The sequence below is a fragment of the Nocardia aobensis NBRC 100429 genome, from assembly GCF_000308375.1.
Classification (GTDB): Bacteria; Actinomycetota; Actinomycetes; order Mycobacteriales; family Mycobacteriaceae; genus Nocardia; species Nocardia aobensis.
In genome coordinates this window covers 1-13,451 of the sequence record NZ_BAFQ01000128.1, presented here as the reverse complement: position 1 = coordinate 13,451, position 13,451 = coordinate 1, and the positions used below count along the sequence as shown (strand labels likewise).

Here is a 13,451-nt window from a genome sequence, read left to right as displayed (position 1 = left end):
CGCCGCGCGGCAGTGCCGACAGGAAGGTGACGTCGCGTGGCACCGAGAACCGGCTCAGCCGGTTGCGGACGTAGGTGCGGATCATGTCCGGGTCCAGGCCCGAACCCTCCCGCTTGACGATGAACGCGGCCAGCCGCTGCCCGAATTCGTGGTCCGGCACGCCGACCACGGCCACATCGGCGATCTGCGGCAGATGCGACAGTGCCTCCTCCACCGGCCGCGGGAAGACGTTCTCACCACCCGAGATGATCATCTCGTCGTCGCGGCCGGCGATGAACAGCCGGCCGTCGGCGTCCAGGTACCCCAGGTCGCCGGTATCGAGCATGCCGTCGGTCTCGTCCGGCGGAGCCGAATTGACATATCCGTCGAACAGCATGTGGTTGCCCACGTAGATGCGCCCGGTCGCGCCGATCGGCACGGGCTTCCGATTCGGGCCCAGCACAGCGATTTTCGTGCCGAGCGGCGGCCGCCCGGCGGTGGTCGGCGCGGTCCGCAGATCCTCGGGGGTGGCGATGGTCGCCCACGACACCTCGGTGGAGCCGTAGATGTTGTACAGCACATCGCCGTAGTTGTCGGTGAACCGCAGCACCGTGGCACCGGCCAGCGGGGCGCCGCAACTGGCCGCGATACGGAGGCTGGAGGTGTCGTAACGGGCCCGCACATGGGTCGGCAGATCCAGGATCCGCTGCACCATGGTCGGCACGAGAATCACTGTGCCGACCCGGTTCTCGGCGATCCGGCGGAGGGTGTCGCGGGCATCGAACTGCTCCGGCAGGACGACGGTGGCACGCAGCGCGGTACTCAATTGCAGCGCGGCCAGACCCCAGGTGTGGAACAGCGGCGCCGGAATCAGCATGGTGTCGTTCATTCGCAGCGGAATGCGCGACAGCAGGGCCGCCACGGTGGCGAACCCCTTGGCGTGCGGTCGGCGCGCGCCCTTGGGGGTGCCGCTGGTCCCGGAGGTCAGCACGATCAATCGGCCCGGCCGCGCCGGTTTGTCGAAACCGTTGTCGCCCTGAGTGATCAGATCCTCGATGGTGGTGCGGCCGGGTGCGCCGTCGTCGGTGGCGATGCGGACGATGTCGGAGTGCAGGTAGTGGATCAATTCTTCCAGTTCGGCGTCGACGAAGACGTGCGCCAGCCGGTGCCGCTGCACGATCTCCTCGATGCGCCGGGCCGACAGACCCGCGTTCAGCAAAATCGTGTCCACACCGAGTTTGCCCGCCGCGACCATGGTTTCGACCATGCCGGCGTGATTGCGGGCGAGCAGGCCGATCGCATCGCCGGTGCGCAGGCCCAGTCCGGCCATCCCCCCGGCCAGTGCGGTACTGCGCCGGTCGATGTCGGCGAAGGTGCGGCTGCGCCGATCGTCGACGACGGCGATGCGGGTGGGGGAATGCGCGGCCGCGGCGGCGTAGCCGCCGGCCAGATTGAATCCCCACCGTGCGAGTCCGCGCACCTGCCCCACACTGCGGTCCGGCCGCGCGGTGCGTACCACGCCCGTACCGAGGATGTGGCGAGCGACGTCCGCGTGCCGCCGCAGGGGCGTGTTCTCGCGGTTGACCACGACCGAAGTCGGTGCGGCCGTGACCAATTCGCGCAGCCGCCGCAGCCCGGCGTCCAGCCAGGCCTGCGTACCGGCGGTCGAGGTGCGCGCGGCGACCGGATGTATCCGGCCGGCGGCGAAACACGTGATCACCGCGCGGGTGCCGCCCTCGATATCACGCAGCCGCACGGAGGCGAAGCTCCCGGTTGCCGGGCAGTACAACTCGAAAGCTTCCCCGCGCGGGCCCACCCGCACCGTCAGCGACAGGGTCCGGATCTCGGTGTCGGCGGTTCCGATGCGCAGCTGCCACAGCGGCGCGCCGGCGCCGGTCTCGAGCCGTTCACAGGCGCCGATTCCGGTAAAGATGCGCGGATACAACTGGGGGTCGACGAGCAGCTTCCAGACGGCGCTGCGCTCGACCGGCAGCTCGACGGCGGTGTCGAAAACCTCGGTAGCCAACTTCTTACACTTCTCGCGGGCCGGTTCCTCGAGCGCACCGGCGGGAATTCCTTTGTAACCGGGATCGACTTCGCGCAGAAGATGCCTTGTGACAATTCCCGGCGCGCCCGGACCGCGGTTGTGATTTCGCCGCCGAGGGGCAGCGGCTCGGATCAGGGCTTGCGGGCGACACCCGCGTAGCCGTCGAGGGGCCGGACATCCGGCAGGGGCTCGTCCGGATCCGGCCGCCACCGGGCCAGATATTCCAGGCCGGGTTCGACCAGGACCAGATCGCCGAGCAGATCCATGATCTCGGCGCGGGTGCGCAGCCGATCGCCGCGGCCGGTGACGCGTTCGGTCACCGCGAGCATGCGGTCCATCTGCTCGGGCGGTCCCTCACTGGTCAGATGTGACAGCGCCAGATAACTACCGGAGGCGATGGTGGCGCGCAGTCGCTCGAATACCGTCGCGGCCAGGGCGTCGTCGGCCACGAAATGCAACATCGATACCAGCAGGACGGCGACCGGCCGATCGAAATCCAGCAGTTCGCGGACCTGCGGATGCTCGAGTACCCCGTCGATATCGGTGAAATCCCCGTGCACCGCGGTCGCGTTCGGATTGTCCGCCAGTAGCTTGCGGCTCATGGTCACCGCGACCGGATCGATATCGACATAGACCACCCGCGCGCCCGGGACGACGCGCTGCGCGATCTCGTGCACGTTGCCCGCCGTCGGAATTCCGGAGCCCAGATCGAGGAATTGGTCGATACCCGCGTCGGCGAGAAAACCGACCGCACGCTGCAAGAATGCGCGGTTTGCCCGGGCCGTGCGCGGAACTTCGGGAATGACCTCGATCATTTGCGCCGCGACCGACCGATCCACCTCGAAATTGGCGAATCCGCCCAGCAGATAGTCGTACACTCGCGCCGGGCTGGGAATCCGGGGGTCGATGTCGTCGGCCGCCCAGTCGGGTAACAGAGGTTGCACGCCGCTCATCCTAGGCCGCGCACCCGGGCGGCGACATCAGCCGCGTGAAGGACCCAGCGGTTGCGTCCGCTGGCCTTCGCGCGGTACAGCCCGGCGTCGGCGGCATCGAGCAGCCGCTCGGCGTCGGTGCCGGTGACAGGGGTGACGATCGCGCCGATGCACGCGGAGATCATCAGGTCGTGATTGTCGACGGGGATGGGTTCGCCCAGCGCGTCGAGCAGGCGCTGGGCCACCGCGGCGATGTGGTCGGTGTCGCAGGTCGGGCGTACCAGCCCGACGAATTCGTCGCCGCCCACCCGGGCCAGCATGATCGCCGGAACCGCCGCCGAGAGCCGCTCCGCGACGGCCGCGAGCAGCCGATCACCGACTCCGTGGCCGTAGGTGTCGTTGACCGATTTGAATCCGTCGAGGTCGATGAAACACAAGCCGATGCAGTCCTCGGGCCCGGCGTCGGTGATGATGGCCGAGAGCACTTCGACCAGTTGCCGTCGATTGGGCAGGCCGGTCAGCGGGTCCAGCCGGGCCTGGCGGTGCAATTCGGCCTGCAATTCCCGCCGCTGTGTGGTGTCCTCGCCGACCACCAGCAGATACGCCGCCCGCCCGCCGGTCGCCGGCACCAGGGTGATCGCCCACGCGGCCCAGCCGTCGACGCCCTCGGGACGCGGATAGCGCAATTCCATCCGGATCGTGCCCGAGCCGGCGTGGAAAAGCTCGCCCAGTACGCGGCGCCGCAATTCCACGCGGTCGTCCGGATGTATCAGATCGGTGACCCCGCGTTCGAGCAGATACTCGCGGCTGACGCCGAGCATCGCGGCCATCGCGGGATTGACATCGACCACTCGGCCCTCGGCGTCACCGATGCCGATGGCGATGGCGGCATTGTCGAATACCACCCGGAATCGGGCCTCGGCGGCATTGCGGGCGTCGGCCATCGCCGAGTGCAGCATTTCCTGATGCCGCGCCCGGGTGGCGAGTAACTCCTCGGTATATCCGCGGGCCATCTCGCCCAGAACCGCGATCACCCGATCGCCCGGCGGGAACACGGTGGTCGCCAGCGGTGTCAGCGCACGAGCGGAGCGGGGCATGACCTGCGGATCGGTGAGATTGGCGCGGACCAGGGCGGCGCCGATCGTGGCCGCGGCCGCGGCGTCGAACGGTTCGGCCCCGACAATCGCGACGAACTGCTCGAGCAGACCTGCCAGCAGTTGCTCCAGTTCGCGCATGGACATGGGAACGAAGCCGGTGTCGGCGATCGCGATGCGCCATCGTCGAGCCAGTTCACCGATTCCGGTTTCCCCTGTCATGCACACCAACCCCGCCTCGGAACTACTCCCAGCGACTTGTGAGTACGGCGCGGCGCCGAACCAGAGAACCAGATTACCGCGCCGAGCGGGCCCGCAAGATCACGGCTGTGACGTGATGCTGCGGGCCCGCTGGGTGCGTAGCGTACGTACGATCCGGTCGAAAGATCGGATGCCGGCTACTTGCTCGCTTTGTGATAGGCGGCGACAACCTCGGAGGAAATGCGGCCGCGCGCGGAGACGTTATACCCGTGTTTCTTGGCCCATTCCCGGATCGCCACCGTCTGCTCGCGGTCGGCCGCGGACTTGGTGCGGGTCCCGCCGCCGGACTTCAGGCGGCCGACCTTGCGGGACTTTTCCGTCCAGGGTTCGAGTGCCCCGCGCAGCTTCCCGGCATTCAATGTCGACAGGTCGATTTCATACGCCACACCGTCGATCGAGAACTGCACGGTCTCATCCGCTTTGGACTTCCCGTCGTAATCATCGATGAGTGTGACGGTGACTTTCTTGGCCATGATCGAGCCCTTTCGCACTGACACGGAGCAACTGGGATTGTGTATACCGTACCGTATTGCGACCGGTCGTAGTGAATCCCGTGCTATTCGGGCGGTTTCGATCGTGAATGTTCCCGGAATGAGAAAAGAATCGGCAGGACGCATTTAGTGCGCGGCCCGCAAAAGTTATCCGGAATGCTCGCGGTCTTCGGACACTGCCCGGGAGTTCGGAACGCCGGGTTCGGATAAAGGGATCGGCGCGCGGGTACCCGGCTGCCGACCCGCGCGGCGGGTACGAGCAGGGGATATTGCATACATAGTGATGTATGCATATGATGACGAGCGGTAGCGACGGAGAGGAGTACGGAGCATGGGTGCCGGACATACACACGGCTCGGGCCACGGGCACGCGCACAGTCATGCGCACGCCACTCCCGACAGCGATCGGCGCTGGCTGGCCGGGGCACTCGCGGTCATCGTGGTCTTCCTCCTCGGCGAGGTGGTCGTGGGTGTGGTGGCCGGCTCGCTGGCCCTGCTGTCCGATGCCGCGCACATGCTCACCGACGCCGCCTCGATCGCGTTGGCGCTGTGGGCGATTCGCCTCGCGGCGCGACCGCCGGCCGGGCGGATGACCTTCGGCTGGAAGCGGGTGGAAATCCTGTCCGCGCAAGCCAACGGCCTGACGCTGCTGGTCCTGTCGGCCTGGCTGCTCTACGAGGCGATCCGCCGCCTGATCCAGCCACCCTCGGTCACCGGTGGACTGGTGCTCGCGACCGCGCTGGTGGGTGTGGTGGTGAATCTCGCTGCCACCTGGATGATTTCGCGCGCCAATCGCAGCAGCCTGAATGTCGAGGGCGCGTTCCAGCACATCCTCACCGATCTCTACGCCTTCCTGGCGACCGCGGTGGCCGGGGTGGTCATCATGCTCACCGGCTTCGAACGCGCCGACGCGATCGCGACGCTGGTGGTGGTCGCGCTGATGGTGAAGGCGGGGGTCGGCCTGGTCCGTGCGTCGAGCCGGATCTTCCTGGAGGCCGCCCCGGCCGATATCGATCCGGCGGCGGTGGGTGTCGGCATGGCCGCCCGCGACGGGGTGGTCGAGGTGCACGATCTGCACATCTGGGAGATCACCTCGGGGTCCCCGGCTCTCTCGGCGCACGTGCTGGTCGAGCCCGGCCGCGACTGCCACGCGGTGCGCCAGGATCTGGCGCGGTGGCTGGCCGCCGACCATCACATCGAGCACGCCACGCTGCAGGTGGATCACGCACAGCCCGAACTGATCGAACTCGGCGCCGTGCCGAGCGGCCACTGCGCCGAGTCGCACGGCCCCGCGCATCGCTCCCGGGATGTCGCGCACACCCATGAATCCGGTAATCAGAACTAACCGGACACCCCGCCGGACCGGCGCAAACGCTCCCGAACGCCGGGTGGATACTGGCTGCCGTGGGATGGATCGACACGCCGCTGACCGTGCAGTCCGTCGTCGAGGAATGGCGCTGGGACACCTCGACGGTCGTGGTGACCGCCGCGCTGGGGCTCGGCTACGGCCTGGCTCGCCGGCGGGCCGACCGGCGCGGGAGTGCGGAGTCGGCGGGACGCAGTTGGGCGTTCGGCGCGGTCGGCCTCGGAGTGTGGTTGCTGACCGGCATCAGCGTGATCGGCGTGTACTCGGGCACCCTGTTCTGGATGCGGGCGCTGCAGATACTGCTGCTGCTCTACGTGGTGCCGTTCGGCCTGGCGACCGGTCGGCCGCTGACGGTGCTGCGCGATGCGCTCGGCCCGGCGGGACGCGCGCGGCTGGACCGCGTACTCGCCTCGGCGCCGGCGCGGGTGCTGACCTATCCGCTGGTCCCGTCGATCGCCATCCTGGCCACGCCCTGGCTGCTGATACTGACGCCGTGGTTCGAAGCGGTGCTGCGGCACGGGGTGGTCGACGCGCTCACCCGACTACTGCTGGTGGCCGTCGGATTCCTGTACTTCTATTCGCGGCTGCAGACCGATCCCGTTCCGCATCGCTATTCGCAGGCCGTCTCGTTGTTGATCACGGTGTTCGAATCACTGGCAGACGGAGTGCTGGGGCTGGTGCTGTGGTTCGGGCCGCTGGTGGCGGTGGACTACTACACCGAGGTGGGCCGGACGTGGGGCCCGGATCTACGGATGGACCAGATCATCGGCGCGGGCATCATCTGGGTGCTCGGCGATGTGCTCGGCCTGCCCTATCTGCTGACCCTGATGCGGTCGTGGGCGGCCGACGAACGTCGCAGCGCCGCGCGGATGGACGCCGAACTCGATGCGGCCGAAGAACTTTCGGCGCTGCCGGCGAGCGAGGCGGCGCGGACCACGCCCGCGCCCGTTGCCGCGACGACGGCGCATGCGGCAGCGCCGGTCCAGAGCGGACTGTGGTGGGAAAACGATCCCGTGCTGCGCGACCGCTTCCGGCGCTGACGGATCCACCCGTCCGGGCGGCAGCCGACGTTGCCGAGCCCGGACGGGCCACCGCGCTCAGATCTTGCGGATCACCGTGACGACCTTACCCAGGATCTGCGCGTCGTTACCGTCGATCGGGTCGAACAGCGGGTTGTGCGGCATCAGCCACACCTGATCGCCGGTGCGTTTGAACGTCTTGACCGTCGCCTCGCCCTCGATCATCGCGGCGACGATATCGCCGTTGTCGGCGACGTTCTGCTGGCGGACCACCACCCAGTCACCGTCGCAGATCGCCGCGTCGACCATCGATTCGCCGACGACCTTCAGCAGGAACAGCGAACCCTCGCCGACCAGTTCGCGCGGCAGCGGGAACACATCCTCGACCGCCTGTTCGGCGAGGATCGGCCCACCGGCGGCGATGCGGCCCAGCACCGGGACGTAGGTGGGCGCCGGGGTCGCGTCGGAGGTTTCGGTCGCCACCGCGCGCAGCACCGGCGCGGCACCGGCCGCCCGCACGGCGGTCTCGTCCAGGCCACGGACGTCGACCGCACGCGGACGGTTGGGATCGCGGCGCAGATAGCCCTTGCGCTCGAGCGCGCGCAGCTGATGCGCGACCGACGAGGTGGAGGTGAGTCCGACCGCGTCGCCGATCTCGCGGATGCTCGGGGGATAGCCGCGTTCGTTCACCGAGGTCCGGATGACCTCGAGTACCTTGCGCTGGCGGACGGTGAGATCCGCTCCGTTGCCGGGGGTTTCGGTGTCACCGGCCGGCGCCTGGGCACCGTCGGGGGAGACCGTGCCGTTGCCGGCCGCCTCCTCGTGTCCGACCACCGTACGTTCGCTCACGCTCGCCGTCCTCCGTTCGTCTGTCTGCCGGGGCGTGTCTGTCGGGTTCTGCCGACGTCGGGTTCTGCCGGCGCCGCCGGATCGCGTGCTTCGAATGTAGTCCGCCCGCGGCCAGGTTTCAAACATCTGTTCGACGCATGTCGGCGTGGCTGGTGACTTTGTCGGCCGCGCGTGGTAAGAATTCGAACATCAGTTCTTCGAACAGATGAGCGAATACGCCACAACTCTCATACCCCTGTGATCCATCCACCCAGCACTCGTCACAGCATTCATGGAGGTCGTCAGATGCGTACCGCGGTCGATGAATTCAGCATGATCGGCACCCGGGCCGGCTCGTCCGGCGATGCTCCCGTCCACACCGTGCGGCCGGTCCGGCGCCACCGCCGGGCCGACCTCCGGCGTCCCCGCGGTCTGCAGCGCCCGCATGTCGTGGCGGGCTACGACCGGGTGCCGGTCGCCGCGCCGGCCCGCGGGCCGCATCCGCTCCGGCGGGTGGAACAGGCTCGTATCGGGCTGGCCACGCTCGCCGCGACCGCACTGCTCACCGCGGCGGCGGTCTGCGGACTCCTGGGAGTGGCGCAGTTGCGTGACGCGGGCAGCCCGGCATCCACGCAGACGGTCCAGGTGCAGCCCGGCGAGTCGCTGTCCGACCTCGCACGGCGGGTGGCGCCGGGGGATGCGGTGCGCGACACCGTGGCTCGCATCGTGGAATTGAACGGACTGCGTGGCACCGAAGTGGCCGCCGGGCGCACTCTCGTGGTTCCGGCGTCGCGATAGGCCGTGGTCGAGGGCTCCCGGGACACGCCATCGCGTGGCCGGATTTATTGATCCACAACTGAAACATGTTGCTACTCTGCTCGGAATGTGATCGGGGCTACATTCTCCGCCAACGGATTTCGAGGACGAGGCATCATGGTGCACACCCTCCATCGGGCGCTGCCGCGAGTGTTCGCACGCACGGCCGCACTGCTCATCTGTTTCGTGATTGCTTTCGCCGCGGCACCGGCGGTGCGCGCGGAGGCGGGATACACCGCATATCTGGACATTCCGGTTGTGAACGGGGCCGGGGAGAGCGCCGGTGGCCTGAATCCGGAGCTGCCGCTGGATACTTCGACGCTGGCCGCGGCGCTCGAGCAGGCCCGCGCCGACGGGATCTCACCACGGCGGTATGCGGCCCTGCTACATCAGTATTGGCTGACGGTGGCCACCACGGATGCCGATATCGACCTGGCGGCGTGGGATCCGATCCGCGGGGTGGCCGCGAATTCGCGCACCTTCACCCAGGTCTACGTGAACTACCTCCGGCTGACGACCGCCCATCCGGAGTTCTACTGGACCGGGCTGGCCGGACTGGCAGGCGGATCGTTCGCCTCCGGATTCTTCGATATGAGCGATGTGGCAACCATTCTCAGCGTGCCGGGTATTCACCAGATCGGCGGCGCGGTCGCGGATCTGTTGCGGGCCACACCGCCGCAGCTCGTGGCGGCGCTGCCCGCCGACATCCGGCTCCTGGCCACCGAGGGTCCGCGGCTCACCGCCGAGGATCTGGCGTGGTTCCAGACTCGGCTGATGATCATGCAGAAGCACATCTTCCTCGACCAGGTGCCGATGCACGAGGCCTATGTCGCCGGTGGATTGCCCGCGATCGAGGAGATGTACGCCGCCGGCGTGCTCGACGACAACGCGGTGCGGGCCTGGCGCTCACTCGCCACGGGCACGGTCGCCGGGTACGACGACGCGCTGATGCGGATGACCGATCGCGAACAGAATCAGATCATCGCCGATCAATGGGATCTCACCGCACAGGGGCAGGGCGCGATGGGCCGGGTGATGACCTACGTCAGCACCCTGGCGGCGAAACCCGCGGTACCCGGGGTGCGCGCACCCGGTGTGTTCGCACCGACCACCGTCTCGGCCGAGGTCGACGGGCGCACGATGACGCTGCGTACTCCGTTGCCCGCCTTCAACTGGGCCGACCGCGACCCGCGCTGGACCTACATCACCGGCGATCTGGTGCCCTGTTACGAACGGATGCAGGCCGCTCCGGGGCTCGCCCGCCAGGTGCTGTCGGTTCCGTTCGCCGGTGATCTCGCTGCCGGACGATTGCTGAATCGCCTGCCGGATCTGATCGCCGACCTGACGAGCCAGTGGCAACTGACGGCGTGAGCGGGCCCGGTCGCGGGTCCGCATGGGCCGGGGCGAACGCTGTACGGGTATCCTGAAAGACGCTCAGGACATACGTGGTGAGTGCGGCTGTATCGGCGGAACAGGTCGAGGGCAGGCAGCTCGTCGCGAACCGACGCAGGCATCGACGAAGGATCCCGGATGCATTGCCCGTACTGTCGGCACCCGGATTCGCGGGTGGTCGACTCGCGTGAGGCCGAGGAAGGCAGCGCAATCAGGCGCCGTCGCGCATGTCCGCAGTGCGGGCGCCGCTTCACCACGGTCGAGACCGCGATCCTCTCGGTGGTCAAGCGCAGCGGTGTCACCGAACCGTTCAGCCGCGAGAAGGTGATCCGTGGCGTCCGCCGGGCCTGCCAGGGGCGCGAGGTCGACGACGACGCCCTGAACCTGCTCGCCCAGCAGGTCGAGGACGCGGTGCGCGCGAAGGGTTCTCCGGAGGTGCCGAGCCACGAGGTCGGTCTGGCCATCCTCGGGCCGCTGCGCGATCTGGACGAGGTCGCCTATCTGCGCTTCGCATCGGTCTACCGGTCCTTCAGCTCCGCCGACGATTTCGAACGCGAGATCGACGATCTGCGCCGCCACCGCGCCGACCGTTCGGTGGCCGCCGGCGCCGACTGATCAGCGGGGCCGGGCCCCGGCCGGCGCCGCGCCGATTCCGTCGATGACCTTGATGATTCGCTTGGCGGACACCGGATACGGCGTGCCCAGCTGCTGTGCGAACAGGCTCACCCGCAGTTCCTCGATCATCCACCAGATCTCGGTGACGTCGGCGGCCGTGCGGCGCGCGCCCGGAAGACGGTCGAGCAGTCGCGCGTACGCGGCATGGACCCGATCCAGCTCGGCCGCGCCTTGACGGTCGCGATCGGCCGAGGCGGGCAGCGCGAGCAGCCGTGCCTCGGCGGCGTGCAGATATCGCGGAATCTCGCGGAGCCGGGTGATGCCGAATTCGCTCACGAAACCGGCGAAGACCAGTTCGTCGAGCTGCCCGGCGACATCGTCGGCGATATCGCGATCGGTGGTGTCGGCCAGGGCGGTCCGCACCCGGTGCGCGGCCGCCAGCACCGGGACAACCAGTGCGAGGACGCGCGCGACCGCACCGGCGAACTGCGGTCGCACCTGGTCGACGAGCCGTGTGAACTGCTCCGGACTGCGTACCGGACCGCCGTGTGCGGCGATCAGTTCGTCGGCCGCGCAGGCGCGGCAGTCGTCGAGCAGCGCGTCCATCGATCCGTACGGGCTCTGGCTCAGCGCGAGGCGGTCGGCGGCTGACAGTCCCGAGGTGACCGAGCGCTGCGCGGCCGGCATCTCGCGCAGCAGCAGCGCCCTGGTGCCGGTGCGCATCGCGGCGCGCTGCGCCGCCGGCGACGACAGCACGCGCACGGCCACCCCGTCACCCTCGCTGACCAGGGCGGGATAGCCGGTGATGGTCTGACCGCCGACCTCACGCCGAATGGTCTGCGGTACGGTGCCCAGCGTCTGCGCCGTCCACACCGTCGCCGGCGCTCGTTCGGCCGCGCTCGTCGCCTTCGCCACCGATTGCGAAACCTGCTGGGACAGCTCGGTTTTCAAAGCGGCCAGGCTCTTGCCTCGGGCGAAGTCGGCGCCGTCGGGACCGGTGACGGCGAATGTCATCCGCAGATGGTCGGGCAGGGCGCCCGGGTCGAGGTCGGCCGGCGCGATCGAGGTCGATGCCAGTGCCGACAGCTCGCGGGCCAGTCCGGTGCGCAACGGTTCGGCGCGCGGGGTCAGCCGTGCCAGCGCGGCCTTCGCGAAGTCCGGCGCGGGAACGACGCTGCGGCGCAGCTGTTTCGGCAGGGTCTTGATCAGTGCGGCGGCGAGTTCTTCACGCATGCCGGGGACCAGCCAGTCGAAGCCCACGGCCCGCACATGGGCGAGCTGGGCGACCGGGATGTGCACGGTCACGCCGTCGTCGGCCTGACCCGGCTCGAACTGGTAGGTGAGCGGGAAACTCAGTTCGCCCTGCCGCCAGCTGTCCGGGTAGGCGGCCGGATCCAGCTGGGCGGCTTGCGCATTGACCACGGTGGCGGTCGAGAAGTCCAGCAGATGCGGATCCTCGCGTTCGGCCTTGCGCCACCAGCTGTCGAAATGCCGCACCGACACCACGTCGGCGGGGATGCGCTGATCGTAGAAATCGAACAGCACCTGGTCGTCGACGAGAATGTCGCGCCGGCGCGCCCGATGCTCCAGATCGGCCACGTCGTCGAGCAGTTCGCGGTTGCGATGGAAGAACCCGTGCCGGGTCTGCCATTCGCCCTGGACCAGTGCGTGCCGGATGAACAGTTCCCGCGAGAGCTGCGCATCGATGCGGCCGAAGTCGACGCGGCGCTGGGTGACCAGCGGAATGCCGTAGAGAGTGACCCGCTCGTAGGCCATCGCCGCGCCGCGCCGGGAGGACCAGTGCGGTTCCGAGTAGTTGCGTTTGACCAGGTCACCGGCGAGCCGTTCGGCCCATTCGGGCTCGATCCGCGCGGCCATGCGGCCCCACAGCCGCGAGGTTTCCACCAGTTCGGCCGCCATCACCCAGCGCGGCGGCTTCTTCGCCAGGGCTGATCCGGGGAAGATCATGAATTTCGCGCCGCGGGCGCCGAGAAACTCCCGAGATTCCGCCTCGCGCACACCGATGTGCGACAGCATGCCCGCCAGCAGCGCCCGATGGATCCCGTCGCCGTCCCACGGCAGCGCATCCGAATTCTGTTGCGGGGCGATCGATTCCGCGGCGGACCAGCCGAGGCTCTTGGTGATGGTGCGCAGCTGCCCCTGCAGATCCTGCCATTCCCGGATGCGCAGATAGTGCAGGAACTCGTCGCGGCACAGCCGCCGGAATTGATTGGACGACAACGATTTCCGCTGTCCGCGCAGATAGTCCCACAGGCGCAGATACGCGAGGAAGTCCGAGCCCTCGACGGAGAACCGGGCGTGTTTGGTGTCGGCGGCCTGCTGGAATTCGGCCGGCCGTTCCCGCACGTCCTGGATCGACAGCGCCGCGACGATGACCAGCACTTCGGACAGGCAGCCGTTGGCCTCCGCGGCGACGAGCATGCGCGCCATCCGCGGGTCGACCGGGAGCTGGGCCATCTGCCGTCCCACCGCGGTGAGTGCCAAATCGTCTCCGCCCTCCGGCGCGCGCAGATGGCCCCCGGCGGCGGCGTCGCTGCCGCGTCCGCGGCGCCGGCGAGCACCACGCGCGGGCGCGGACGTCTCGCCGGGG

General features: G+C 68.7%; 11 protein-coding genes. 5 read left to right on the top strand and 6 right to left on the bottom strand.

The window, feature by feature from the left end; translation table 11 throughout:
* From RJ03_RS16175 to RJ03_RS16160, 4 genes are all read right to left on the bottom strand, one after another.
* Window positions 1-2,005 (bottom strand): AMP-binding protein (locus RJ03_RS16175; protein WP_036503191.1); only part of this gene is annotated, 2,005 nt, incomplete at its 3' end.
* Between the two features lie 152 nt (window positions 2,006-2,157).
* The gene (locus tag RJ03_RS16170) at window positions 2,158-2,970 is read right to left on the bottom strand and encodes an SAM-dependent methyltransferase (RefSeq protein ID WP_157163438.1); all 813 of its coding nucleotides are present in this window, start codon (window positions 2,968-2,970) and stop codon (window positions 2,158-2,160) included.
* Between the two features lie 5 nt (window positions 2,971-2,975).
* The gene (locus RJ03_RS16165; RefSeq protein ID WP_051024750.1) at window positions 2,976-4,274 is read right to left on the bottom strand and encodes a diguanylate cyclase domain-containing protein; all 1,299 of its coding nucleotides are present in this window, start codon (window positions 4,272-4,274) and stop codon (window positions 2,976-2,978) included.
* Between the two features lie 176 nt (window positions 4,275-4,450).
* On the bottom strand, window positions 4,451-4,786 hold the full coding sequence (locus RJ03_RS16160; protein ID WP_036503185.1) for a histone-like nucleoid-structuring protein Lsr2: 336 nt from the start codon (window positions 4,784-4,786) through the stop codon (window positions 4,451-4,453).
* A gap of 349 nt (window positions 4,787-5,135) precedes the next feature.
* Between RJ03_RS16160 and RJ03_RS16155 the strand changes: the two genes are divergently transcribed.
* Together RJ03_RS16155 and RJ03_RS16150 are read left to right on the top strand one after the other, a co-directional pair.
* Window positions 5,136-6,149, top strand: coding sequence for a cation diffusion facilitator family transporter (locus RJ03_RS16155; protein ID WP_036503181.1), 1,014 nt, complete (start codon window positions 5,136-5,138; stop codon window positions 6,147-6,149).
* A 68-nt stretch (window positions 6,150-6,217) separates the two neighbouring features.
* Complete coding sequence (locus RJ03_RS16150; RefSeq protein ID WP_051024751.1) at window positions 6,218-7,210, top strand: cytochrome c oxidase assembly protein; 993 nt, start codon at window positions 6,218-6,220, stop codon at window positions 7,208-7,210.
* 57 nt (window positions 7,211-7,267) lie between these two features.
* Here RJ03_RS16150 and lexA read toward each other — a convergent pair whose 3' ends face one another.
* A complete protein-coding gene (gene lexA / locus RJ03_RS16145; protein WP_036503177.1) occupies window positions 7,268-8,038 on the bottom strand; it encodes a transcriptional repressor LexA in 771 nt (256 codons plus the stop codon).
* A gap of 285 nt (window positions 8,039-8,323) precedes the next feature.
* Here lexA and RJ03_RS35050 point away from each other — a divergent pair, with 285 nt between their 5' ends.
* From RJ03_RS35050 to nrdR, 3 genes are all read left to right on the top strand, one after another.
* Window positions 8,324-8,815 carry a LysM peptidoglycan-binding domain-containing protein gene (locus RJ03_RS35050; protein WP_051024749.1) on the top strand — a complete coding sequence of 164 codons (492 nt, stop codon included), beginning with the start codon at window positions 8,324-8,326 and terminating at the stop codon, window positions 8,813-8,815.
* A gap of 135 nt (window positions 8,816-8,950) precedes the next feature.
* Entirely contained in the window at window positions 8,951-10,204 is a 1,254-nt protein-coding gene (locus tag RJ03_RS16135; protein ID WP_036503175.1) for a hypothetical protein, read from the top strand.
* Between the two features lie 159 nt (window positions 10,205-10,363).
* The gene (gene nrdR / locus RJ03_RS16130) at window positions 10,364-10,840 is read left to right on the top strand and encodes a transcriptional regulator NrdR (RefSeq protein ID WP_036503173.1); all 477 of its coding nucleotides are present in this window, start codon (window positions 10,364-10,366) and stop codon (window positions 10,838-10,840) included.
* Here the strand turns inward: nrdR and hrpA are convergent.
* A partial coding sequence (gene hrpA / locus RJ03_RS16125) for an ATP-dependent RNA helicase HrpA (RefSeq protein ID WP_157163437.1) occupies window positions 10,841-13,451 on the bottom strand: 2,611 nt, incomplete at its 5' end.